The following is a 23,900-nucleotide window of genomic DNA, read 5'->3' as shown; positions in this document are numbered from 1 at the left end:
ATTACTATTCTTCTATGAGAACTTGATTTGCAATAAGATCATCAAAGGTCTCTCGCTTGCGTATAAGGTGAGCTTTACCGCCTTTTATGAGTACCTCTGCAGGTCTGTAACGGCTATTGTAATTACTTGCCATCGTAAAGCAGTAGGCACCTGCGTTATCAAAAGCGAGAATGTCTCCTTCAGAAATTTCGGCGATGCGTCTGTTGTTTGCAAAGGTATCTGTCTCACAGATGTAGCCTACCACGCTATAAAAGCGCTCTCTTCCGTTAGGGTTGCTTATGTTGTGTATCTCGTGCTGGCTACCGTATAGCATAGGTCGTATAAGATGGTTAAAACCACTGTCTACTTGGGCAAATACTGTTGAGGTAGTTTGCTTTACTACGTTTACCTGTACTAGAAATTTACCAGACTCACTTACCAGAAACTTACCTGGCTCAAAGGTGAGGGTTAATGGTTTTTTATACGCTTTCGCGAAAGCGTTAAAACGTTTCCCTAATTTTTCTCCTAGCTCCTCAATATTGGTTTCTATATCTCCTTCTTTATAAGGCACTTTAAAACCACTACCAAAGTCAATAAACGTAAGGTCGCTGAACTGCTTTGCCGTCTCAAAAAGGATTTCTGTAGCATACACAAAGACATCTATATCTAGTATATCACTACCGGTATGCATATGTATACCGTTTATATTCATACCCGTATTTTCTACAATGCGCAGTACGTGTGGTAACTGGTGGATACTAATGCCAAATTTACTATCTATATGTCCTACAGAGATATTTGTATTACCTCCTGCCATCACGTGAGGGTTGATACGTATACATACAGGTGTCTCTGGGTGTTTTGTCCCAAACTGCTCTAATATAGATAGGTTATCTATATTGATTTGCACGCCCATTGCTGCTACTTCTTCTATTTCTCCCAGAGATACCCCGTTAGGAGTAAAAATGATACGATCTGGTGTAAAGCCAGCCTTAAGACCAAGTTGCACTTCTTGTATAGATACCGTGTCAAGGCCTGACCCCAGTCCTTTTAAGTGTTGAAGAATAGACAAGTTACTTAACGCTTTTACGGCATAGTTAAGGCGTAACTGTTTTACACTTTTAAAGGCGTTTGTAAGTCTATTATATTGTGCTGTAATTGTGTCTGCATCATACACATACACAGGGCTTCCGTAGTTTTTTACTACGTCTAAGAGGTCTTTATTAGTCATCACTTTATATTTAAAGTAAAATTAACTGTCTTCTATAAATAGAGAGAATACTTTTGTTGTAAATGTTGAACAATAAGGTTAAAAAATGTTCATTATATAACAGCCTGCATAGGCTTTTGTACATTTCAAAATAAAAACAATGACTACAGCTGTTTTACCTATGTTTCCTCTTGAGATGGTTGCCTATCAAGGTGAGCTACTTTCTTTGCATATTTTTGAAGAGCGATACCAGCAATTACTTAAGGACTGTGAGGAGAGTAATATCACCTTTGGGATTCCTACTTATATTAATAACACCTTATCTTATGGCACAGAGATGCAGGTAATGCAGGTTGTAAAGCGATACCCATCTGGGGCTGCAGATATTATATGTAAAGGACTGCGTGTGTTTAAACTAGTGGACTTTTACAGCACGCTAGGTAAGCGGCTCTATGCTGGAGGTGAAGTGGTATACGTACCTTTTGAGCATAATGCATCTCTAGATCTCAAAAAAGAATTTGTAAAACTACTTACTACATTTTATGACTTACTTGATGTAAAAACACCAGAGGTTGCTGTACAAACTATAAGTGCTTTTAGGTTTGCACAAAAAATGGGACTCAATATGCAGCAGCAATATGAATTATTACAAATTTCTTCAGAAAGTGATTGTTTTTATTATCTCATAGCACATTTAAAAGCAGCTATACCTACACTTAAATCTGTAAATAGAACAAAAGAGCTTATTAAACTAAATGGACATTTTAAAAACTTTGATCCATTAGACTTTAAAGATTATAAGTTAGAATAGGTTTTTCTTATTGAATATACAGGATTATAATAAAATGTCTGATAAATTATCAAATCCTTAAAAATGATATTTTCTTAGCATTTTCTTAATAGTCACTTTACACTCATCTTAATGTAATTATTGACGTTAACGGGGCTAATCTCTACCAATTTACTAGATTAATCACGACTCCATATCCCTTGAAGTTGTTGTTAATCAGATTGTTAAAATTCAATAAAGGATTTCCTTTATTGAATTATTAATAATGCAATAAATAACATAGTTATATGATAAAAATAGTTACGAAAACGTTGTAGTCTTGATTATTGGCAATTATTAATGTTAAAATAAGTTAATTTTGGATCATATATTAATCCTAAAATATGCAACCCAAAATGAAAAATCAATTCAAATTTAGTGCGATGGCACTAGCACTAGTAGCGGTATCATTTACCTCTTGTGAAAAAGATGAGGCAGATGCTATTCAAGACGATCAAGCAAATGTAGAAGTAGTAATCGAAAACAATCGTGTTGAGGTTACAGATCAAGCTATTATTGATCAAGTGCGTGGTATGGCTATAGATATAGCTGCTATCACAAAAGGAGATTTCCACCTTCCAGATGGTACTGTAGAGCAGCGTATCTACATAGGTGATGACATTGTTACTACAGAGAAAGAACTACAACAAATGCAGGTTAACGACAAGCGCCAGTTTAGAACTTTCAATCTAGTAACTGGAGCAAACAGAACAATAGACATTATAGGTTACACAGGTAATGATCAATTTGGTCTTACTAATAAAGGTAGAACAGCTTTACAGTGGGCAGTAAATAACTTTAACCGTATCTCAGGATCTGCGCTACGTTTTAGACTTACGTTTGGAACAAACTTCTCAAACAGCGATATGGTTGTTTATGATAACTCTGCAAATAACTCTGGTTCTGGAGGTGTAGCAGGTTTTCCAGATGCACAAGGACGTCCTAATAAATTTGTACAGATTTACAACCTTGAAGGTTCTAGTACAAATGTTAATGAGCACGTAATTACACACGAGATAGGTCACTCTATAGGTTTCCGTCACTCAGATTACTACGATCGTCAGAGCTGTGGTAGCGGTGGAGGAGAGTCTGCAGGATCTACAGGTGCTGTGCAGTTACCAGGTACTCCTACAAGAGATTTTGACTCAATAATGCAAGCTTGTTTCTCAAATAATGAGGATGGAGAGTTTAGCAGCGCCGATGTTACTGCTTTGCGTGCTATGTACTAAAGTTTAAGGTTTTCAAATTTAAATAGTACCTAAGCAAAACGCCCTATCTTTTTTAGATAGGGCGTTTTTATTGTTGGTTATTTTTACGCTTTCGCGAAAGCGTAATTCTCATCCATAGGTCATCTCTTATTTATGCATCGCACCTTTTTCAATGCCGATAGATGATTTTTTTATAAATGCACGTATATCGTCATTTGCCTTGATTAAGTCCTCATTACGTAAGTACATCATATGTCCAGATCTATAACCTTTAAAGCTTAATCTATCTGCTAGTTTACCGCTAGCATTAAGCTGCCACATCACATACTTAGCATTAAAGTAAGTCGTAGCACCGTCATAATAACCGCTCTGTATCATTACATTAAGGTTAGGGTTTACACCCATCGCTCTGCGTAGACTTGGTCCTGCATTATTGTTTGATCTGTCCCAAGGTCGTACTGGGCCAAACATATTATAAGATAGATCTGTCTTTAATCCTAGCTCTTGGCTATAGTAGTAATTTATCGCTGGAGTAAATGAGTGTAACCACGAGGTGAGCTCGCAATTATAATCTGGTCGGTCTCCAGATTCTTTTACATCCATTCCCTTATAGCGAGAGTCTAGTCTACCTATAGTAAGGCCATCACGATCTCTTAAGAGATCTTTCCAGAAGTAGTTAAAGGGTACTTCAAGATTGTTTTGGCGTATAGTTTTTTCAGAAAGACCAGAATAATATGCCATTTTTTTGATTGCAGCTTCTTTTTTTGATGCATCTAGGTAACCAGACTTTACAATAAGTGGCAGGAGTTCATTTACAGCATAGTCTTCACTTTCGGCTAGTACTTCTGTAAGGTCTTTTTGTTGTAATGCTGGTGGTAACATATTATGGTACCAGGCAGCCGCAGTAAAATATGGAAGCCTGTTTGCTACTTCTACAGGACCGTCAAAGTCAAAACCTATTTCTGTAGGCGATACAAGTATCACTCCATTTATAAACATCCATTTACTGTCTTGAAGCTCTGCGGCAAGTCCAGAAACTCTTGTTGTACCGTAGCTTTCTCCTATAAGAAACTTAGGTGATCTCCATCGATTATTTCTTGTAACAAAAGTGTTTACCCAGTCTGCTAGGTATTTAATATCTGCATTAACGCCAAAAAATTGTTTCTTATCTGGCATTTCTCCTTTCTCATTAGGTAACATTCTACTGTATCCTGTATTTACAGGGTTTACAAAAACAATGTCTGCCACGTCAAGTATCGAGTTAGGATTGCTTTTTATACCGTAGGGTTGTACAGGGTAGCCCTCATCATCTATCTTTAAGATGCGTGGCCCTGTGTATGCAATGTGCATCCATACAGAGGCAGAGCCTGGCCCTCCATTAAAAGAGATTACTAGTGGTCTCTCTTGATCATCTTTTATATCAGACCTTTTATAATAGGTGTAAAGTAGACTAGCTACTGGTGTTCCTTCTTGATCAAAAACGGGTTGAAACCCTGCAGTTGCTATATAAGGAATGGTTTTTCCCTTTATGGTGGTGGTGTGTTTTGTGACAATTGTGGTGTCTACCGGGACTGGGATTTTTTGAGAATACGCTTTCGCGAAAGCGGAAACAACAAGCAACCCCGTTAATAGGTGTTTGAAATACATATGTTGGATATTTTGGTTGTGGCTCCTAAAATACCAACTGCCATTCTATTATTTTAAAATTGGGAAATTTTTAACGTGGTAGTAAGGGGAAAATAAACAGCGTGAGAATAAGTGCAGAAGCAATCGCAATGGCAAAACTGAGCATTGTGCCTATTAGTACGTATTCGGTTTTAAGGTAATCACCATCTTTAAATCTTAAGATAGATTTTGCGGTAATTAAAAAGCCTACAGCGCTAAACTGGCCGATAATAATAAGTACAAGCACGAGCCAGCGCTCTGTGATACCTATGAGTCTACCTGCATTAGGTAAGTCTTGTGACTTCTCTGTAAATGATACAGAGAAGAGGGTGAAAATTTCTTTAATAAGGATATTAGCCGGCTTTGTACAAAACAGAAATGCGGCTACTAGGCTTATGTATTTTAAATGTAGAGTATCTATAAGTATAGGTTGCCACTGTAACAATTGCACAAAGGCAGTACTCACTAGCGCGTATATAAGAATGTGCAATAACTGATCTATAAAAAAGGCTCCTTTATATAGTCTTTTACTAGCAAGCATTTGAGGTTTAAAACCGTCTATCACCCAGTGTAATCCTGCTATAATCAAGGCTACAGGAAGAAATCTATAATCAAAAGAGAGTAGGTAAGAACACACAAAAACGATTAATATATGCCACTTGAGATACTTACTTTTAAACCCCTTTTTTGCCTTAGATTTTGCTGTTTTCTTAGATTGAAAGGTATAGTCTGCCAGTAGGTGAGCTATAGTCTGTAGGGTAATTAACGTGATAATTTCCATTAAGTAAGTGCGCTTAAAAGATGAGAAAAATAACGAATAGATTTATCCATACCGTTCCACCCAGAGGCGGTCGAGTGCTGGTTTATAGATGACTGACTCACAGATAACTGCTTTGCAATGATCTTCTCACTGTTACCCATAATTTTTAAAAACAACACTTCATTTTGTCTACTTGTAGCTCTGGCGAGCAGGTGATCTAGCAGTGCGAGTATGGTTTCTATATTAAAGGTGAGATCTTTATTTTTTGAGCTAAAGAATAGCGTGTTTTTTATAACCATACGCTCCTTGTTGTGTGTGCTCTCGTCGCTTATAGCGCGACCACTTCTATAGATGGCGTCGCCATCTATGACATTATTTGCAATGTCAAAACGATCTAAAGTGCCTAGACCCATTGCGAGACGTATACTGTACGTCTGGAATACTTTTGATCTGTTATTATCTGCTTTTTCTTCTATTTCTAGAGACTTAATAAAAGTCTTTATAGCAAGCATCACAGAGAGTCCATTTGCAGGATCTGGCACTACACACTCTAGGTAGTCACCCTTTATGAGTCTAGAGAAGGTGTCAAATTTTTCTTGAAGCTGGCTAAACAGTTTGTACAGTGATTGCTCAAGAATTTTCTTTTCATCTGTACTTAAACTTGTGTAAGCAATGAAGTCTCCAGAGATAACGATATGTTGTTTGTCTTTCACTTAGATGGTTTAATTATTCAAATATAAGCATATTTACTTATAATGCATATTTATAAGTGTATTTACTTATAAAAGTATTTTATAAGTTTTTTGGCTTATAGATTAATCTTTGTTACGTACGACTGCTCCGTTTTTAATAACAAGCCAGATATCTTTTGTTGCATTTGTATCCTCAAGTGGGTTGCTATTAAGTACTACCAAGTCTGCAATACCTCCCTTAGAAAAGGAGTATGAAGTCTTATTTAAAAAACGCGCTCCCTCATACATAGCAGTAAGCGCTGTTGCAGGTTTAATATTTGCTCGTGTAAGTTCTTTAAGCTCTCCGTGCAACGACGGCCCAGGGTAGGTATATGAATTGTAAGCACCACTATCAGAGCCAGCAAGGAGAGTGACTCCAGCGTCATTAAGTTTTTTGGCTAGCGTTAAGAAGAATACTTGTAAATCTTTTCGGCGTTGTATTGCTTCTGGAGTAGCGTTAAGTGCTTCCTTTATAGGTCGCGATAAAATCTTCTTCTAGCAGCGCTAGGTATGTATCATTACTGTGATCTACCTCGTCCATATAGCTCAGAATGTCGCCTATAAAAAGGGTAGGAGTGACATATACATTGTTGTCTTTGAGTTTTTTAAAAGTGCGCTGCGCGGTATCCTCATCATAGGTTGCTATAAGCTGCTCCATACTATTCCAAAAGCCTAGTTTACCTTCTTTTATTTGTGCTGTGATTTCTTTTTCTTGAGATGAGCAGCCCTTTAAGATGTAATACAGATGCTCAATGTTGTCTATGCCCGCATCTATAGTTTCATCAAGGGTGACGGTAAATGGCATATGTCCAGAAGTTATCATACCGCGAGACTCTGCTTGTTTTATAATCTCTAGGTACTGCTCTCCAGATAGTGTACTGTCATAAAGCTTTACATAATCTACATTTATAGATTGTAATGAGTCTAATGCTTTGCTTATCTCATTGCTGTTAGAAACACCTATAGATCCTGCCCAGCGTGCATTTTTTCCATCTAGCTTAGGTCCAGAAGTATAAATTGTAGGACCTATGCGTGTGCCATTTTGTATCTCTTTGTTCCACTGCTGTACTTGTGGTGTAAGATCACCACCTGCATCTCTTACAGTAGTGATACCGTACTTTATAAACTGCTTTAAAAAAAGTTCGTTTTGAGTAATCAGTTTAGATCCTCCTCTAAAATGTGTGTGATTATCCCAAAACCCAGGTAAAATATACTTGCCACTTCCATCTATTTCCTTTGTGGCAAATAAGGATTTTGAAGTGTCCAGTGGGTCAATCTCGGCTATTAATCCATCTTTAATATAAACTGTGTAAAGATCGCCATCACTTATTCCTTTCTCATTTATAATCGTGATGTTCTTTATGGCGAGGTCATAGGTGTTTTGAGTAGTTTGCTCTTGACAAGCGTTTAGAATACTAAGATTTACAAAAGCAATTAAATAGTAAAAGCGTACAGATAGATTCATATAATAGGTCTAGATACTAGGTGAGTTACGCTTTCGCGAAAGCGTAATTAATCCCCTAAAACTACAAATTATACAGCAACCAAAACATTTTTATGACTCCAAAATAAAAGTTACATTGCGCCATTAAACCATTATAAATGACTACCGAAAATCTACAAATTATATCAGATATGATTGCTATGGCAAAAGCAGATAGCCACTTGCACGAGCGTGAATATCACTTTATACTCGAGGTTGCAAAGCGTCTTGAGATATCTAAGGAGGCGGTAGATGAGCTTATTAAAAATCCGCTGCAGGAAATGGTTTTTAGTACAGAGTTACAGCGCATCACACAGTTTCATAGATTATTGCTCGTAATGAATGTAGATGAGCAAACACATTTTGTAGAGATTGATGCCCTTAGAAATTATGGTCTCAAACTAGGTATACGACCAGAGGCGGTAGAACAAATACTAGGGGAGATGGGTAATTATGATGGTAAACTTATACCGTCAGAACGTCTTGTAGAAATCTTTAAAAGATTCTACAATTAATAAAAAGCGACAAAAAGTCACTATTTAAATTTTAAAATGTGTCATAACGTCATAATTTTAGTGTTGGAACTGAATTTGTCTATAGCTGTACAAATTTGAAAACAATTTAAAAATTATAGTTATGACATTAGTTAGAAAAAATACCGCACCATACTTACCATCTGTTTTTGAAGAATTACTTAACACAGACTGGCTAGGAGGGAGAACAAACACATTTACAAACGCAACACCTTCTGTAAATATTATAGAAAAAGACGACGCGTTTGAGCTTCACGTAGCCGCTCCGGGCTTAAAGAAAGAAGATTTTAATATAAACCTTGACAATGACTTACTTACAATCTCCTCAGAAATTAAGAAAGAGGAAGAAGTAAAAGAGACAGCAAAATTTACTCGTAGAGAGTTTAACTATGCTTCTTTTAAACGCTCATTTAATTTACCAGAATCTGTAGATACGGCAAAAATCACAGCAAGTTATACAGATGGTGTTCTTGCGGTTTCTTTACCTAAGCGTGAAGAAGCTCAAGTGCAGCCTTCAAGATTAATTGAGATACAATAATAAATTTGGTTGGTTAGTTTGAGATGGGGTTCCCGCAAGGGAGCCCTTTCTTTATTTATGCTAGTTCCTTAATTTGCTCTTGGTATACTTTTATCTGGTCTCTAAGCTTTGCAGCCTGCATAAAGTCTAGCTCTTTGGCAGCAGCTTCCATTGCCTTTCTAGTGCTTCGTATTTTCTTCTCTATTTGTGGCTTAGTAAGATACTCTTCTGCATCTTCGGCAGCGAGATTTACGAGCTCTTCGGCTTCAATTTTGTAAGTTTCTTTTCGCGTAAGCGCATTATCAAGACTCTTTCTAATAGCCATAGGAGTGAGGCCTTTTTTAGTATTATAGTCTATTTGCTTCTGGCGACGGTAGTTACTATCATCTATGGTTTCTTGCATAGACTTTGTAATCTTATCTGCATACATAATAGCCTTGCCATTTACGTTACGTGCGGCACGTCCTATGGTTTGGGTAAGTGATCTGTTACTACGTAAAAAACCTTCCTTATCTGCATCAAGTATAGCTACCAGTGATACTTCTGGTAAATCTAGACCTTCTCTAAGTAGGTTAACACCCACAAGTACGTCATAAACGCCTTTACGTAAATCTTGCATTATTTCTACACGCTCAAGTGTATCTACATCAGAGTGTATGTAGCGGGTACGTATGTCTATACGGGTGAGATATTTTGTAAGCTCTTCTGCCATACGCTTAGTAAGCGTGGTGACAAGCACGCGCTCATTGCGCTCTGTGACTTTGTTTATTTCTTCTATCAGGTCGTCTATCTGGTTAAGAGATGGGCGTACTTCTACTATAGGGTCTAAAAGACCTGTAGGACGTATAATTTGCTCAACATAAGTTCCTTCAGACTTTTGTAATTCATAGTCTGCTGGGGTAGCCGAAACATATATAACTTGATTTTGCATCATTTCCCACTCTTCAAATTTAAGTGGGCGATTATCCATCGCGGCAGGTAGTCTAAAACCATATTCTACTAGGTTTTCTTTACGACTCCTATCACCTCCATACATCGCACTTACTTGCGAGACCGTCACGTGACTCTCATCTACAACCATCAAGTAGTCATCTGGAAAGAAATCTAGTAGACAGAAAGGTCTTGTACCTGGCTCGCGACCGTCTAGATATCTTGAGTAATTTTCAATACCAGAGCAATAGCCTAGCTCTCGTATCATTTCTAAGTCAAAATTTGTGCGCTCATCAAGCCTTTTTGCCTCTAGGTGTTTACCTACTTCCTCAAAAAAGCTTACCTGTTTAGTAAGATCTTCACCTATTTGATTTATGGCTCCTTGCAAGACATCTTGTGAGGTAACAAACATATTTGCAGGATAAATACGCAGGCGAGAGTACTTCTCAATCACCTCTGCAGATGCTGGGTCAAAAGCCTCTATCTCTTCTATCTCATCACCAAAAAAGTGAACTCTAAAAGCCATATCTGCATATCCCGGGAACACCTCTACCGTATCTCCCTTTATTCTAAAATTACCACGATTAAACTCTCCCTCTGTACGTGAGTAGAGTCCTTGCACGAGTTTTTTAAGAAACATCGTGCGTGCCATAACTTGGTCTTGCTTGATTTCTGTTATGTTTTTTTCAAACTCGGCGGGGTTACCTATACCGTATAAGCACGATACAGATGCAACCACAATAACATCGCGACGCCCAGAGAGTAGGGAAGTCGTGGTGCTTAGTCGCATTTTTTCTATCTCTTCATTGATAGAAAGATCTTTCTCTATATACACCCCAGAAGAAGGAATAAAGGCCTCCGGCTGGTAATAGTCATAGTATGATACAAAATACTCTACCGCATTATCTGGAAAAAATGCTTTAAACTCGCTGTATAATTGCGCTGCGAGTGTTTTGTTATGAGCGAGTATGAGTGTTGGTTTTTCTGTCTCTTGTATCACATTTGCGACCGTAAATGTTTTACCACTTCCGGTAACACCTAGTAGTGTCTGGTAGGTTTCGTTTTTATTGATACCGTCTACTAGTTGTTTGATTGCAGAGGGTTGATCACCAGTAGGTTTAAAGTCAGATTGTAGTTTAAATTTCAAGAGCAGCTTTTTTTATAAAATTACGAGTTTTTACGCTTTCGCGAAAGCGTAACTATCCCAATGAATTGTTATAAAGTATTTTAATTATGTTAAGCTACCGTGCTTCTCTAGTGCTTGGTCTAAGGCTGCTAGCAGAATAGCGCATCCTTCTATGATTTCTTCTGTTGTGATCGTAAGTGGCGGAGTGATGCGTATGGCGCGATCTTCAAAAAGTAGCCAAAACAATATAAGACCCGCATCTTGACAAGCAAGTATCACCTCAGAAGTAATTGCTGCCGAAGGGGTGAGTGCTGCAAGCATAAGGCCGCGTCCTCTTATTTCTGTAATATATGGGTGTACGAGTTGCTCGCGTATGAGTTGTTCTTTTATTAAGGTATCTGCTATAAGAGTGGTCTCTGTGATTTCTTGTAGTGTGGCTAGCGCTGCCGCCGCAATAACTGGGTGCCCGCCAAAGGTGGTAATATGTCCCAGTTTAGGATTATCTGATAGTAACGCCATTGTCTCTTGTGATGCAGTAAATGCACCTATAGGCATACCGCCGCCTAGCCCTTTACCTGTCACGAGAATATCTGGAACGACATCGTAGTGCTCAAAACCAAAAAGTTTACCTGTGCGCCCCATACCTGGTTGTATCTCATCAAGTATGAGTAGAGCGCCTACGTCTCTACATCGTTGTTTTACCTTAAATAGAAAGTCATTAGTAGGCTCTATAAAACCTGCACCGCCTTGTATGGTTTCTAATACAACTCCGGCTGTATGTTCGGTGATGCGTTCAAGATAGCGGTCACAATTAAATTTTATAAAAGAGACATCGCCTATCATAGGTCTAAAGGGCGCGGTGCGCTCTTCATTACTCATAAGGCTTAGTGCTCCATAGCTATTACCGTGATAGGCATCTACAGCTGCGATAATCTCTGTGCGCCCTGTCGCTCTACGAGCGAGTTTTATGGCGCCATCTATAGCTTCTGTACCACTATTTACAAGGTATGTACTCTGTAAAGATGGAGGTAAGTGGGCGGCAAGGAGCTTTGTGAGCTGTACGGCTGGAGACTGTGCATATTCTCCATACACCATCACGTGGGCATACTTATCTAGCTGATTGATAATTGCAGCTTTCACTCTAGGATGTTGATGTCCTAAGCTACAGGCAGAGACGCCTGCTACAAAATCTAAAAATTTCTTACCGTCTGTATTATATATGTAACTGCCTTCTGCACTTGCTACCTCCATCGCTAGTGGGTGAGGGGTGGTTTGTGCTTGGTATGTTAGAAAATCAGCTTTCATTGTTCAGTAAAAGCTATACTATCGCTGTCTTCTCCCAGCTCTGGCAGATGTAGGTCTACCGTACTGGTGTTTTGGTTGATTACCAGCGGCCTTGAAGTTTGCTTTCATAGTCTTGAGTTGCTCTCCTAGCATACCGTGCTTATCGTGAGCCTCTGCCTCTTTCATAAGAGTTTGTGCCTCACGTCTTCTATTTTTACTCATTGCAATACCTGCAAGACTTAATTTTGCCATAGCAAGATCTGCATCCATAGAGAGACCTAGGCTTATGGCTTTCTTAAAATATTTTTCGGCCTGAGTCATATTAGTTTGTGATACCATAAGTCCTTGTAGGTAATTATAGTATCCTTCTTGTTTTGTAACTAGAGCGCTGTTAGGGTTTTTAATTTTTGCAAGCCACTTTTGAGCTCCTGGGAAGTCTTGTTTACGTAAACGTAAAAAGGCAAGTAAGATAATTTCGTTTTTAAAATATAAGAATATAAAGATTCCCATAAGTAAGAGTAGCATTATACCATTACCTATTTCATTCTCTGTAAATTGCCATATTGCTGCTGCAAGAGTTGCTATAGCTAGAACGAGTTTGATGTTTTTATTAAACATAGATTATATTTAGACCGTTTGTTTTCTTATTTTTGCCCTATATACAGGCGGGAGCAAAGGTATATAAAAGGAGATAAAAAAAATTTATTTTTCCATTTGTAGAAGTAAAAACTTCTCGTATATTTGCGCCCAGCTTAGAAAGCTGTAAATAAAAGAAATTATAAGGCGGTCCTAACAAGACATTAAAGAAGATACAAAATGAGCAAGAGAACGTTTCAGCCATCAAAAAGAAAAAGAAGAAACAAACACGGTTTTAGAGAGCGTATGGCTTCTGTAAACGGTCGTAAAGTTTTAGCACGTCGTCGTGCTAAAGGAAGAAAGAAAATAAGCGTATCTTCTGAACTACGTCACAAAAAATAATGCATCTATTTGATGTAAATATATAGGTGTTACTTTTTTTAAGTAACACCTTTTTTTATACCCTTTCAGTTCATAATTTTAGATAATTCTAGAAAAACCACAGTAAATGCCTAAAAATAAAGACTTAAAATCGATTCTACTCATAGGTTCTGGACCTATAGTTATTGGTCAAGCGTGTGAATTTGATTATGCAGGATCACAATCACTAAGATCATTAAGAGAGGATGGAATTGAGACTATTCTAATCAACTCTAACCCGGCAACGATTATGACAGATCCCTCTATGGCAGATCACGTCTATTTATTGCCACTTACTACAAAGTCTATTGTAGAGATACTCAAAAAGCATCCTAATATAGATGCAGTACTTCCTACTATGGGAGGCCAGACTGCGCTTAACCTTTGTATTGAGGCAGATGAGAAGGGTATCTGGAAAGATTTTGATGTAGAGCTTATAGGTGTAGATATCGCGGCTATTAATATTACAGAAGATCGCGATCAGTTTAAAAACTTAATGCGTGACATAGGAATCCCTATGGCACCACAGGCAAGTGCAAACTCATTCTTAAAAGGAAAAGAGATTGCTCAAGAGTTTGGTTTTCCATTAGTAATACGTTCTTCTTTTACACTAGGAGGGGCGGGAGCATCTTTCGTTTTTGAAGAAGAAGATTTTGATAGACTCCTATCTCACGGTCTAGAAGTTTCACCAGTACACGAGGTGATGATAGATAAAGCCTTACTAGGCTGGAAAGAGTATGAGCTTGAGTTACTACGTGATGCAAATGATAATGTGGTTATTATCTGTGCTATCGAAAATATGGACCCTATGGGTATCCACACAGGAGACTCTATTACTGTAGCACCTGCAATGACATTATCTGATGTTACTTACCAAAAAATGCGTGATATGGCTATCCATATGATGCGCAGTATAGGTGACTTTGCTGGAGGGTGTAACGTACAGTTTGCGGTAAACCCAGATAATGAAGAAGAGATTATCGCAATTGAGATTAACCCACGTGTATCTAGATCATCTGCACTGGCATCAAAAGCAACGGGATACCCTATTGCAAAAATCGCTACAAAACTAGCGATAGGATATAACCTTGATGAACTAGATAACCAGATTACAAAATCTACATCGGCGCTTTTTGAGCCTACATTAGATTACGTGATTGTAAAAATACCACGTTGGAACTTTGATAAATTTGAAGGAAGTGACCGCACCCTAGGCTTACAAATGAAATCTGTAGGAGAAGTAATGGGTATAGGACGCTCTTTTCAAGAAGCCTTACACAAAGCAACACAGTCACTAGAGATTAAACGTAATGGTCTAGGAGCAGATGGTAAAGGATATAAGAGTTACGACCAGATTATAGACAAACTTACCCACGCAAGCTGGGACCGTGTATTTGTGATTTATGATGCTATCCAGATGGGTATCCCGCTTAAACGTATACACGAGATTACAAAAATAGATATGTGGTTCCTTAAACAATATGAGGAGCTATATGCAATGGAAAAAGAGATATCTACTTTTAAGGTAGATACGCTTCCGCGAAATTTATTACTCGAGGCAAAACAAAGAGGTTTTGCAGATAGACAAATAGCACATATGCTAGGATGTCTCGAAAGTGCAGTAACAAGCAAGCGAGATGAATTAAAAATAAACAGAGTTTATAAACTGGTAGATACTTGTGCGGCAGAGTTTGTAGCACAAACGCCATACTTTTACTCAACTTTTGAAAATGAAATGGAGCTTCCTGACGGAACTCGATTTGCTCAAAACGAAAGTGTAGTTTCAGACAAGAAAAAGATAGTAGTACTAGGTTCAGGACCTAACCGTATAGGGCAAGGTATCGAGTTTGATTACTGCTGTGTGCACGGTGTACTTGCTGCTGCAGAGTGTGGTTATGAGACTATAATGATAAACTGTAACCCTGAGACTGTATCTACAGATTTTGACACGGCAGATAAGTTATACTTTGAGCCTGTATTCTGGGAGCATATTTATGACATCATACGCCACGAAAAGCCAGAAGGTGTAATTGTACAACTGGGAGGGCAAACAGCACTTAAACTTGCCGAAAAGCTGGACCGTTACGGTATCAAAATTTTAGGTACAAGTTACCAAGCACTAGACCTTGCCGAAGACAGAGGAAGCTTCTCTACATTATTAAAAAATCTTGATATTCCTTATCCAGAATTTGATACAGCAGAGACGGCAGACGAGGCGCTTGCAGTAGCACAAAAACTAGATTACCCTATCCTAGTAAGACCATCTTATGTACTAGGAGGGCAAGGAATGAAGATTGTAATAAACGACGACGAGCTAGAAGAGCACGTTGTAGACTTACTACGTAAGATACCTAATAACAAACTCCTACTAGATCACTACCTAGACGGAGCGATAGAGGCAGAGGCAGATGCTATTTGTGATGGAGAAGATGTATACATCATAGGTATTATGGAGCACATTGAGCCTTGTGGTATACACTCTGGTGATAGTAATGCAACATTACCTCCATTTAACCTTGGAGACCTTATACTAGAGCAAATTAAAGATCACACTAGAAAAATTGCACTAGCACTTGATACAGTAGGTCTTATAAACATACAGTTTGCTGTAAAAGATGATAAAGTATACATCATTGAGGCAAACCCAAGAGCATCTCGTACGGTTCCATTTATAGCAAAAGCTTACAAAGAACCATATGTAAACTATGCAACTAAGGTGATGCTAGGTGAGAAGAAGGTAAAAGACTTTAACTTCAACCCACAGCTAGAAGGATATGCAATCAAGCAACCAGTATTCTCTTTTAATAAGTTTCCAAATGTAAATAAGAACTTAGGACCAGAGATGAAGAGTACAGGAGAGAGTATCTTATTTATAGATAACCTTCGTGATGATGCTTTTTACGATTTATACGCAAGAAGAAAGATGTACTTGAGTAACTAATTCAACTGCTCAAATTACAGTATTAAAAAAGGTCTACTCAATGAGTAGACCTTTTTAAGTTTATGGGGTTTTGAGTACGCTTTCGCGAAAGCGTAATAAACACTCTTAATCTCCCTATTATCTATTAAAGTGTGGTGATTGCTCTGGTACTACCTTTGTAATAAAGTACTTAGTATCTCCCCAGAAAGAGAAGGTCCCAAAGCGCTCGATATACTCAACCTTTACATATTGACCTTGATATTTATTAAGCGCCTCAATAGCTTCCTCTTCTTGATCTAATACCGAAAAGCTAAAGATTTGTGCTCCACTTATACCCTGGCTTATCTCACCTTCCCAAGTTTTAAAAATCACTCCTTTGCTAGAGAATTTTATGAGTTCGCCGGCGCGTGTTCCTTTACTGTAAGGGACGTAGTAAATGAAGGCAAACCAAGCAGCTGCCAGTAAAAAGATGGTAGTAAGAACTACAAATAGTATTTTTTTCATAATTATTTAGTCTAGTAAAGTTAGGTCATCATCTGCATTTGAACGCTTAATGATAGCTTCTGGAAGTGCTTTTTTTGCTTTGGCTCCCATTTTTTTAAGGCGTTCTACTCTTGTGATTAGGTTACCATTACCTTCTACAAGTTTATTCATAGCGGCAGAGTACCCACTTTTTGCATCATCCATCTTTTTACCCACGGCCGTAAGATCTGTTACTAGCCCGTGAAATTTATCATAAAGTCCTCCAGCTTGTTTTGCGATCTCTAGCGCATTTTGTTGTTGCTTCTCATTATTCCACATTGAGTCTATAGTGCGCAGTGTGGCAAGTAGGGTAGAAGGTGTAACGATAACAATATTTTGCTCAAAAGCTTTATTATAGAGTTCATTTTCGGCATTTATGGCAATGGCAAAAGCTGGCTCGATAGGTATAAATAGCAGTACAAAGTCTGGGCTTTCTATCTGGTAGATATCTTGATAGTTTTTATCACTAAGCTGTTGTACGTGGCGCTTTAAATCATTTACGTGCTGCTTTAAATGCGCATCTCTAAGATGTGGGTCTTCTTCATTTACAAAACGTTCATAGGCACGTAGGGATACTTTACTATCTACAATCATCTTCTTATTTGCCGGTAAGTGTATCACCACATCTGGAAGTACACGTTTACCCTCTTCTGTAGTAAAGCTTTGTTGTATAAAATACTCGCGGTCTTTTTCTAGCCCAGATTTTTCTAGCACACGCTCTAGTACAAGCTCGCCCCAGTTACCCTGCATCTTACTATCTCCTTTGAGCGCTTTAGTAAGGTTACTGGCTTCTTTTGTCATTTGCTCATTAAGCGCTGTAAGACCTTTTATTTGCTCTCTAAGGGCAGAGGTTCTATCTATTGCCTCTTTATTAGTTTCTTCTACGCGCTTCTCAAAGTTTTGAATTTTTTCTTGAAGCGGTTTTAAGATGATATCAAGGTTTTGTTTGTTCTGTAAAGTGAACTTATTAGACTTTTCATCAAGAATTTTACTAGCGATGAGCTCAAAATCTTTGGTAAACTTTTCTTGCAGCTGTTCTAGCTCTGCCGTTTTTTCTTCCATACGTTTCTCTAAGCCTTCAAAGGCTACGTTACGAGCGGTAAGTTCGTTTTGAAACTGATCTTTTTCTTCTCTAAGGTAGCTAAGTTGTTTCTCACTATCTGCGCGTAGCTGCTGGAGTTGCTCATTGTTTTCTGCGCGAAGTTGCTGCATTTGTGTCTCTACTTTAAGGCTTGTGTTTCTAGCCTCTTCTAGCTTAAGTTCTTCTTGACGCAAGCGCTCTTGTAAACCACTAAGTTCTCCCTTCTTTTTTAGATTTGAGATAAATATCCCTAAGAGCGTACCGCCCACTAAGCATATGAAAGCAATAAGAAAAAGTAATAAAGTATCATTCATACGGTAAAGATATAAAGAAGATCGTGCAATACGTATTTTAAAAGATGATGTTAGGAGGAAATTGTGAGTGGAGGGTATTCAAAACTGTACAAAGTTTTCAAAACTCACTACCACTCCGCCTCGGCAACAACCACGTTTGCCGGAATAGCTATGGCTACGTAATGACTTATACTTTTTGTGCTTTGAGAGTAGAGTGATAAGGTGTCACCATTCGGCTCGTGTACTTGTGGGTTGTAAAATTGTTTTCCACTCTTATTTGTGAGGTGATGCCTTGTATATAAGGTGTTGTATGTATAATCGTAATAACCGTGATCGCTTGCTTTCGCTTTAAGCGTATCAATGCTTGTGAGGTCAAAATCATCAAAAACCGCTAGCTTTCCATCTTTGTAAAATTTCAGGTATTTCTTGTAATTATATTCGGCTACTACATTGGTTTGATTGCTATCATATTTATAATAACTCGCCACGAGCTTATAAATTTTTGATGTGTCTATAATCTTATAAACTGCCTCTGTAGTAGTAGGGGAGGGTGTTTTTACGCTTTCGCGAAAGCGCTCTTCTTCACCCTTATAAGAGTGTGCAGAACAGCTAGCGAGCACCATAGCTACTAGAAATAATTGAAGAAAACGCATCGTCTTACTTTTTGAGAAAAAAGATACGGTTTTTACGGTCAAACCCCACATTATGAGATGGGAAGAGTATATCAAAAACTCCCTGAGCAATAAGTGCTTCTGGAGTGTCGTATAAGGCTTGTCGCTCTTTCATCACAATCATTTTATCACAACGGGTAATGGCATAATCTATCTCGTGTGTACTAAAAATGATGGTTTTACGCTCTTCTGTTGCGATTCTAGCTAGCAGGTTTAATATAGAGGCTTTGTGATGTAGGTCTAGATGTGTCATAGGTTCATCTAGCATAATTATGGGTGTGTCTTGTGCAAGTGCTCTTGCTATGAGGACACGCTGCAGTTGCCCGTCACTAAGCTCGTAGCACTTCTTGTCTTTAAGTATGTAGGTTTCGGTACGTTTTAAAGCTCTTATTATAATATCCTTATCTACCTCTGTGAGCGTGCCTAGCCAGTTTGTATAAGGCTGTCTGCCCAGTGCTACTAGCTCTGCTACCGTAAGGTTTTTTGAAATGGCTTGATTAGTCAATACAACACTAAGTTGCTGTGCGAGTGATGCTGGAGTTACTTTGGCAATTTCTTTATCATTAATATAGACAGCACCAGCAAGCGGTTCTTGAAGTCCAGCGAGTGTTCTAAGCAATGTAGATTTACCAGACCCGTTTATCCCTACTAGCGCTATGAGTTCTCCTTTTTTACAATCTATATTAAGATTTTTTGCAATAGGTGTTTCCTCACGATTATTGTTATAGCCTATAACAAGATCTTTTGTGCGGAGGGTGATATGATTGTTTATAGATTGCATTAAAAAAGAAGTTTCTTTTTACGAACTAATAACCATATCACTACAGGAGCACCCACCATAGCAGAGATAGCGTTTATAGGTAATGTGTACTCACTGTACGGCACCTGTGCTATTGTATCACAAACCAGCATAAGGATTGCCCCTCCTATAATAACGGCTGGTAATAGTATGCGATGATTTGCCGTAGGTATGAGCTGGCGTACTAAATGTGGTACTGCAAGACCTATAAAAGCAATGGGACCTGCAAAAGCAGTGATACTACCCGCTAGCAAACTTGTCGTAATAATAATGAGTAGACGCGACTGACTAAATTTTGTACCTATCGTACGTGCATATGCATCTCCTAATAGAAGGCTGTTAAGTGATTTAAGACAAAAAACAGCGCCCATAATCCCAATGACAAAACAAATAGAAAGGATGCCCACGCCACGCCACGAGACGTCACCAAGACTCCCAAAGGACCAAAAAACAAATCGTTGTAACTCTTCTGCTTTACTAAAATAGGCTAGTACACTTACTACGGCACTTGTAAGGCTTCCTACCATTAAACCTATGATAAGGAGCGCCATTGTATCTTTTATACGCGTAGCTACACCTAGCACCATAAGTAAGACTAAAAAACTTCCTACACTAGCCGATATGATGAGCCCCCATTTACCAGATAATAGGGTAGAGGATAGCCCCAGTGCCGTACCTCCTAAGATGTATAAAGCGACGCCTAGACTGGCACCACTACTTATACCTAATACAAAAGGCCCCGCCAGCGGATTGCGAAAAAGCGTTTGCATTAACAAGCCAGAAACCGCAAGACCTGCACCCGCAATAATTGCCGTAATAGCCTTAGGTAATCTATAATCTACGATAATATATAACCAAGATGTTTTTGACACATCACCACCCAGTAGTCCAGAGATAACCTCTGTAAAAGGAATGTTTACGGAGCCTAAACTTATGTTTACAATAAAACACAACACTAGTACAAAAACTAATATGCAAAAGGGTATGATGTAACTTTTATTACTCATCTAGCGGTGCAAAAAATGTAAACTCTTCTGTAATAAGCGCTGGGTGTAAGATTTTGGTAAGATCTCTTAAGACAAGGTCTGGTCTATTAGGCGCAAGTTCATAATATAATAAACCACCCGTTGCTCCCTTACTCTTTGCAAAGGTATAGACCTTCTTATTCTTAAATGCATCAAACTGTCCGTAGGCAGGGTTGTCACTTAGTAGTTTTGAATATGACGTATACTGCCCAGGTGCAATCCAGAAGTCTGCTTGCTGCCCTTTTTCCAGCACAGATTCTATACTCAGTGCAATACTTCCCACTCCCTCGGTATCTGCCCATAAGTATGAGCCTCCGGCATCTTCTAGAACTTTAGCCTGCCAGCTATCACCCTTAGGTAAATACCAAACGTCTTTATACATCGCACCACTTAAAATAGTAGGACTTGACGTTACAGATGCAAGTTGTTTCTTAGTGGCTAGATATTGATTTTTTATGGTGGTAAAAATGCTATCTGCCTCTTTTTCTTTCCCGTACAGAGCGCCAAAGAATTTGATCCACTCTGCTTTGCCTAGCGGTTCTTTTTCTACCCAGTCGCCGTTATAAAGCACAGGGATTCCTGCACGTTGTAGCGTGTTTACAGATTTGTTTTCTCCTTCTACACCAAAGGTGATAACTGCATCTGGATTGAGATTTATTGCAAGTTCTGTATTAAGCGATTCGTTTTGACCTAGCTCTGTAATGAGATCGTTTTCAATACGCTTTCGCGAAAGCGGACTCGACACATAATCAAGATTAGGAAAACCTTTTAGAGTTTCAATAACCCCAAGCATTTCTAACGAGGGGATGTGCGTAGTAGAGGTAACTACTACATTTTTTATAGGTGTTTTTATAATGGCATCTACACCTCGATTAGTAAGTAACTCGGTGAGGCTTTTACTGTTTTCTTCTTCTATAGAAGCTTGCAACCCTCCTTCTGGTACAAGGGCGTAGGTAAAGGTTTTATCTGCATTTGGGAATGCTTCTGTAACCGATAGCAATGTGTAGTTTTCATACTTTGTAATGGTAAAACCATCTGCATAGGTTACTGCTTGTGATGCACTCATTGTGGGAGTAACAGTCGTGACTTCTGGTTCATTTTTACAAGCTGTTACTAGAAATATAAGGCAGACTAAAAGGTGTAAGTGCTTCATTTGCCAAAAGTAGTATTAAAATAGCCAATGCCGCAAGAGGGCTTTCTTCTTTTTGATTTACTGCTAGGTATGGTAGTAATGTTATGTATATTTGCGACGAATTTTGGTTTTGATGCATCACACGGGTGCTGAAAATTAAAAGGGAATTCCGTATAAATCGGAAGCTGTTCCCGCAACTGTAAGCTAAGCCCATAAAGGGTTTGTTACTACTACAAAGCCACTGTCATAAGGTGTTATGATGGGAAGGTGTAACAAAAGCAAGCCAGGAGACCTGCCACTATTCATAATTAAAATCAAGCAACTTTCGGGTAAAAAGTTGGTAGATAGATGAAACATAGATTCCTTTTTATTGTTGTCGTGCTATACGCACTTACAACTGCCGCACAAATAGATACACTTCAAGTTTTACCTGAAGTAATACTTAGTGACTCAAAGTTAAAAAACCACAGCGTAGGTATAGCTCTTGAGAAGATAAGTGATAGCACCATACAGCGCTCGCGCACGGCTCTTACAGAGGTGTTGCGAGCAAATAGCACCATATACTTTAGAGAAAATGGGCCAGGCGGCGTAGCCTCTGCCTCTTTTAGAGGGACTAACGCGGCACAGACAGCCGTCGTGTGGAACGGTATAAACATAAATAGCCAACTCACTGGCCAGTCTGATTTTAATACCTTATCGTCAAAAAATTATGATCAGCTCGATGTGAGAGCGGGCGGCGGGAGCATTATATATGGATCTGGAGCAGTAGGTGGTAGTGTTCATCTAGGTAATGATATTAGATTTAATAAAGGACTGAGCACGACAGTAACCGCAGGTTACGGAAGTTTTGATACTCAAATCGCAACGGCCAAAACGCAATTTTCAAACACTAATTTTTACATAGATGCCGGCCTAGATTACCAACGTTCTGAAAATGATTTTGACTACCTCGATACAGAAAATCAGTTTAATGAAAATGGTCAATATGATAATCTTAATGCCATTTTTAATATGGGTTATCTCCTTAAAAATAAGGGTGATCGTACACATTTATTAAAACTGCACCACAATACCTATGTAGGTAATCGTAACTTTTCTGGCACACTCACGGCACCGTCTAATGATGGGTATGAAGACAGAAATACAAGAACACTTGCCATATGGGAAAACCTGGGTACAAGATTTAATGGCAAGTTGCGTGCGGCTCATATTTTTGAACAGTTTCGATATTTTGCAAATAACCAAACTGACGATAATGATCTAGGTAAATCTATACGCTACCTGGCAAACTACGAGGCAACTTATAAGCTGGATCGTAAAAAAGAACTTACCGTAATAGGTGAGGTAAACCATATTTCGGCAACTGGTGCGTCTATCGTTTCGACTACTAGAAATCAAGGATCTATAGTCGCCTTGTGGAAACAGCAACTTACTAATCAATTTACCTATGAGATTCAGGCTAGACAAGAGCTGGTAGAAGGTTTTGATAGTCCATTTCTTTTGGGAGCTGGTTTTGATTACGCTTTCGCGAAAGCGTATACACTTACATTTAACGCGTCAAAAAATTATAGAATTCCCACATTTAACGATGCTTACTGGTCTGGACCAGGTGCTATAGGTAACCCAGATTTAAAACCTGAAACAAGCATACAAGCCGAAATAGGCTTAAAAAGAACACGTAAAAACCTCACTTTAGGATTGAGAGGGTTTTACATAAACACAGATGATTTGATACAATGGCAGCCTAATCTGAGCGGTATCTGGTCACCTATAAACATAGCAGATTCTGAGCATTATGGTATAGAGGGAGCACTTGATTATACGGCTATTATGGGTAGCCATAAAGTTACAACCACTGCTCAGTATGCCTATACACAGGCCGAAGATGTAGCTAGAGGCAAACAACTTATCTATGTACCAGCTCATAAAGCGATACTCGGTATCTCGCATAACTATGGCAGGCTGAGTAGTTATGTGCAAACTACCTTTGTAGATCGTGTTTTTACAACTACAGATAACACGGCGCAGGTAGACGGCTATGCGATTGCTCATATAGGGACAAGCTATGACATCTTACACAAGCAAGGAACTAAGCTCCAAGTAATGGCGAGAGTCAATAACTTATTTAATACGAACTACCAGACGGTTGCTTTTAGACCTAACCCTGGAAGAAACTTTTTATTACAAACAACTATTACTTTTTAAA

General features: G+C 38.6%; 22 protein-coding genes and 1 riboswitch. Of the genes, 7 read left to right on the top strand and 15 right to left on the bottom strand.

All coding sequences use genetic code 11. The annotated features are described in order from the left end of the window. Positions 1-4 precede the first annotated feature (4 nt). Entirely contained in the window at positions 5-1,210 is a 1,206-nt protein-coding gene (gene lysA / locus ACFO5T_RS10455; protein ID WP_380034188.1) for a diaminopimelate decarboxylase, read from the bottom strand. 139 nt (positions 1,211-1,349) lie between these two features. Between lysA and ACFO5T_RS10450 the strand changes: the two genes are divergently transcribed. Next, positions 1,350-2,000 (top strand): LON peptidase substrate-binding domain-containing protein, encoded by a 651-nt coding sequence (locus ACFO5T_RS10450; protein WP_380034186.1) that lies wholly within the window; start codon positions 1,350-1,352, stop codon positions 1,998-2,000. Between the two features lie 374 nt (positions 2,001-2,374). Then, positions 2,375-3,247, top strand: coding sequence for a M57 family metalloprotease (locus ACFO5T_RS10445; protein WP_380034184.1), 873 nt, complete (start codon positions 2,375-2,377; stop codon positions 3,245-3,247). A gap of 126 nt (positions 3,248-3,373) precedes the next feature. On the opposite strand, the gene ACFO5T_RS10440 is transcribed toward ACFO5T_RS10445, so the two are convergent. The 5 genes from ACFO5T_RS10440 to ACFO5T_RS10420 all read right to left on the bottom strand — a co-directional run bounded on the left by ACFO5T_RS10440 (position 3,374) and on the right by ACFO5T_RS10420 (position 7,847). Continuing rightward, the gene (locus tag ACFO5T_RS10440) at positions 3,374-4,873 is read right to left on the bottom strand and encodes a S10 family peptidase (RefSeq protein WP_380034183.1); all 1,500 of its coding nucleotides are present in this window, start codon (positions 4,871-4,873) and stop codon (positions 3,374-3,376) included. A gap of 70 nt (positions 4,874-4,943) precedes the next feature. Beyond that, complete coding sequence (locus ACFO5T_RS10435; RefSeq protein WP_380034181.1) at positions 4,944-5,672, bottom strand: DUF3307 domain-containing protein; 729 nt, start codon at positions 5,670-5,672, stop codon at positions 4,944-4,946. After that, on the bottom strand, positions 5,672-6,364 hold the full coding sequence (locus tag ACFO5T_RS10430) for a response regulator transcription factor (protein WP_375252152.1): 693 nt from the start codon (positions 6,362-6,364) through the stop codon (positions 5,672-5,674). The genes ACFO5T_RS10435 and ACFO5T_RS10430 overlap by 1 nt, the downstream gene beginning before the upstream one ends. A 102-nt stretch (positions 6,365-6,466) precedes the next feature. Further along, entirely contained in the window at positions 6,467-6,694 is a 228-nt protein-coding gene (locus ACFO5T_RS10425) for a hypothetical protein (RefSeq protein ID WP_380034179.1), read from the bottom strand. 145 nt (positions 6,695-6,839) lie between these two features. After that, a complete protein-coding gene (locus ACFO5T_RS10420; RefSeq protein ID WP_380034177.1) occupies positions 6,840-7,847 on the bottom strand; it encodes an amidohydrolase family protein in 1,008 nt (335 codons plus the stop codon). Positions 7,848-7,984: 137 nt separating this feature from the next. Here ACFO5T_RS10420 and ACFO5T_RS10415 point away from each other — a divergent pair, with 137 nt between their 5' ends. Together ACFO5T_RS10415 and ACFO5T_RS10410 are read left to right on the top strand one after the other, a co-directional pair. Then, positions 7,985-8,380 carry a TerB family tellurite resistance protein gene (locus ACFO5T_RS10415; protein ID WP_298348496.1) on the top strand — a complete coding sequence of 132 codons (396 nt, stop codon included), beginning with the start codon at positions 7,985-7,987 and terminating at the stop codon, positions 8,378-8,380. Positions 8,381-8,501: 121 nt separating this feature from the next. Further along, the gene (locus ACFO5T_RS10410; RefSeq protein ID WP_375253675.1) at positions 8,502-8,936 is read left to right on the top strand and encodes an Hsp20/alpha crystallin family protein; all 435 of its coding nucleotides are present in this window, start codon (positions 8,502-8,504) and stop codon (positions 8,934-8,936) included. A 55-nt stretch (positions 8,937-8,991) separates the two neighbouring features. Here the strand turns inward: ACFO5T_RS10410 and uvrB are convergent, their stop codons facing one another. The 3 genes from uvrB to ACFO5T_RS10395 form a co-directional block, all read right to left on the bottom strand. Continuing rightward, on the bottom strand, positions 8,992-10,992 hold the full coding sequence (uvrB, locus tag ACFO5T_RS10405) for an excinuclease ABC subunit UvrB (protein WP_380034174.1): 2,001 nt from the start codon (positions 10,990-10,992) through the stop codon (positions 8,992-8,994). A gap of 84 nt (positions 10,993-11,076) precedes the next feature. Beyond that, positions 11,077-12,276 carry an aspartate aminotransferase family protein gene (locus ACFO5T_RS10400; RefSeq protein WP_380034172.1) on the bottom strand — a complete coding sequence of 400 codons (1,200 nt, stop codon included), beginning with the start codon at positions 12,274-12,276 and terminating at the stop codon, positions 11,077-11,079. Between the two features lie 18 nt (positions 12,277-12,294). Further along, complete coding sequence (locus ACFO5T_RS10395) at positions 12,295-12,873, bottom strand: tetratricopeptide repeat protein (RefSeq protein ID WP_380034170.1); 579 nt, start codon at positions 12,871-12,873, stop codon at positions 12,295-12,297. A gap of 198 nt (positions 12,874-13,071) precedes the next feature. Here ACFO5T_RS10395 and rpmH point away from each other — a divergent pair, with 198 nt between their 5' ends. Next, positions 13,072-13,233 (top strand): 50S ribosomal protein L34, encoded by a 162-nt coding sequence (rpmH, locus tag ACFO5T_RS10390; RefSeq protein WP_021778793.1) that lies wholly within the window; start codon positions 13,072-13,074, stop codon positions 13,231-13,233. 106 nt (positions 13,234-13,339) lie between these two features. Continuing rightward, complete coding sequence (gene carB / locus ACFO5T_RS10385) at positions 13,340-16,192, top strand: carbamoyl-phosphate synthase large subunit (RefSeq protein ID WP_021778794.1); 2,853 nt, start codon at positions 13,340-13,342, stop codon at positions 16,190-16,192. A 117-nt stretch (positions 16,193-16,309) separates the two neighbouring features. Here the strand turns inward: carB and ACFO5T_RS10380 are convergent, their stop codons facing one another. From ACFO5T_RS10380 to ACFO5T_RS10355, 6 genes are all read right to left on the bottom strand, one after another. After that, positions 16,310-16,675 (bottom strand): 6-phosphogluconate dehydrogenase, encoded by a 366-nt coding sequence (locus tag ACFO5T_RS10380; protein ID WP_380034167.1) that lies wholly within the window; start codon positions 16,673-16,675, stop codon positions 16,310-16,312. Between the two features lie 6 nt (positions 16,676-16,681). Beyond that, positions 16,682-18,088 carry a DNA recombination protein RmuC gene (locus tag ACFO5T_RS10375; RefSeq protein WP_380034165.1) on the bottom strand — a complete coding sequence of 469 codons (1,407 nt, stop codon included), beginning with the start codon at positions 18,086-18,088 and terminating at the stop codon, positions 16,682-16,684. Between the two features lie 107 nt (positions 18,089-18,195). Next, positions 18,196-18,720 (bottom strand): hypothetical protein, encoded by a 525-nt coding sequence (locus ACFO5T_RS10370; RefSeq protein ID WP_380034163.1) that lies wholly within the window; start codon positions 18,718-18,720, stop codon positions 18,196-18,198. Positions 18,721-18,724: 4 nt separating this feature from the next. Further along, on the bottom strand, positions 18,725-19,519 hold the full coding sequence (locus tag ACFO5T_RS10365) for an ABC transporter ATP-binding protein (RefSeq protein ID WP_380034161.1): 795 nt from the start codon (positions 19,517-19,519) through the stop codon (positions 18,725-18,727). Continuing rightward, on the bottom strand, positions 19,519-20,544 hold the full coding sequence (locus ACFO5T_RS10360) for a FecCD family ABC transporter permease (protein WP_380034159.1): 1,026 nt from the start codon (positions 20,542-20,544) through the stop codon (positions 19,519-19,521). Before ACFO5T_RS10360 ends, ACFO5T_RS10365 begins: the two co-directional genes overlap by 1 nt. Continuing rightward, positions 20,537-21,715 (bottom strand): ABC transporter substrate-binding protein, encoded by a 1,179-nt coding sequence (locus ACFO5T_RS10355; RefSeq protein ID WP_380034157.1) that lies wholly within the window; start codon positions 21,713-21,715, stop codon positions 20,537-20,539. The genes ACFO5T_RS10360 and ACFO5T_RS10355 overlap by 8 nt, the downstream gene beginning before the upstream one ends. Positions 21,716-21,802: 87 nt before the next feature. After that, positions 21,803-22,008, top strand: a riboswitch (cobalamin riboswitch). Positions 22,009-22,042: 34 nt separating this feature from the next. Here ACFO5T_RS10355 and ACFO5T_RS10350 point away from each other — a divergent pair. Continuing rightward, positions 22,043-23,899, top strand: coding sequence for a TonB-dependent receptor (locus ACFO5T_RS10350; protein WP_380034155.1), 1,857 nt, complete (start codon positions 22,043-22,045; stop codon positions 23,897-23,899). Position 23,900 lies beyond the last annotated feature (1 nt).

Origin of the sequence: Dokdonia genika, from assembly GCF_042652845.1 — a bacterium.
Lineage (GTDB): Bacteria > Bacteroidota > Bacteroidia > Flavobacteriales > Flavobacteriaceae > Dokdonia > Dokdonia donghaensis.
This window is presented reverse-complemented; position numbering and strand designations above follow the sequence as displayed.

What these genes read in the sequence shown, in the direction of transcription:
- ACFO5T_RS10375 (WP_380034165.1), bottom strand. Translation starts at nt 18,088, where the DNA reads ATGAATGATACTTTATTACTTTTTCTTATTGCTTTCATATGCTTAGTG.
- ACFO5T_RS10395 (WP_380034170.1), bottom strand. Translation starts at nt 12,873, where the DNA reads ATGTTTAATAAAAACATCAAACTCGTTCTAGCTATAGCAACTCTTGCA.
- ACFO5T_RS10365 (WP_380034161.1), bottom strand. Translation starts at nt 19,519, where the DNA reads ATGCAATCTATAAACAATCATATCACCCTCCGCACAAAAGATCTTGTT.
- ACFO5T_RS10360 (WP_380034159.1), bottom strand. Translation starts at nt 20,544, where the DNA reads ATGAGTAATAAAAGTTACATCATACCCTTTTGCATATTAGTTTTTGTA.
- carB (WP_021778794.1), top strand. Translation starts at nt 13,340, where the DNA reads ATGCCTAAAAATAAAGACTTAAAATCGATTCTACTCATAGGTTCTGGA.
- ACFO5T_RS10350 (WP_380034155.1), top strand. Translation starts at nt 22,043, where the DNA reads ATGAAACATAGATTCCTTTTTATTGTTGTCGTGCTATACGCACTTACA.
- ACFO5T_RS10415 (WP_298348496.1), top strand. Translation starts at nt 7,985, where the DNA reads ATGACTACCGAAAATCTACAAATTATATCAGATATGATTGCTATGGCA.
- rpmH (WP_021778793.1), top strand. Translation starts at nt 13,072, where the DNA reads ATGAGCAAGAGAACGTTTCAGCCATCAAAAAGAAAAAGAAGAAACAAA.
- ACFO5T_RS10440 (WP_380034183.1), bottom strand. Translation starts at nt 4,873, where the DNA reads ATGTATTTCAAACACCTATTAACGGGGTTGCTTGTTGTTTCCGCTTTC.
- ACFO5T_RS10435 (WP_380034181.1), bottom strand. Translation starts at nt 5,672, where the DNA reads ATGGAAATTATCACGTTAATTACCCTACAGACTATAGCTCACCTACTG.
- ACFO5T_RS10380 (WP_380034167.1), bottom strand. Translation starts at nt 16,675, where the DNA reads ATGAAAAAAATACTATTTGTAGTTCTTACTACCATCTTTTTACTGGCA.
- ACFO5T_RS10370 (WP_380034163.1), bottom strand. Translation starts at nt 18,720, where the DNA reads ATGCGTTTTCTTCAATTATTTCTAGTAGCTATGGTGCTCGCTAGCTGT.
- lysA (WP_380034188.1), bottom strand. Translation starts at nt 1,210, where the DNA reads ATGACTAATAAAGACCTCTTAGACGTAGTAAAAAACTACGGAAGCCCT.
- ACFO5T_RS10410 (WP_375253675.1), top strand. Translation starts at nt 8,502, where the DNA reads ATGACATTAGTTAGAAAAAATACCGCACCATACTTACCATCTGTTTTT.
- ACFO5T_RS10400 (WP_380034172.1), bottom strand. Translation starts at nt 12,276, where the DNA reads ATGAAAGCTGATTTTCTAACATACCAAGCACAAACCACCCCTCACCCA.
- ACFO5T_RS10420 (WP_380034177.1), bottom strand. Translation starts at nt 7,847, where the DNA reads ATGAATCTATCTGTACGCTTTTACTATTTAATTGCTTTTGTAAATCTT.
- ACFO5T_RS10355 (WP_380034157.1), bottom strand. Translation starts at nt 21,715, where the DNA reads ATGAAGCACTTACACCTTTTAGTCTGCCTTATATTTCTAGTAACAGCT.
- ACFO5T_RS10450 (WP_380034186.1), top strand. Translation starts at nt 1,350, where the DNA reads ATGACTACAGCTGTTTTACCTATGTTTCCTCTTGAGATGGTTGCCTAT.
- ACFO5T_RS10445 (WP_380034184.1), top strand. Translation starts at nt 2,375, where the DNA reads ATGAAAAATCAATTCAAATTTAGTGCGATGGCACTAGCACTAGTAGCG.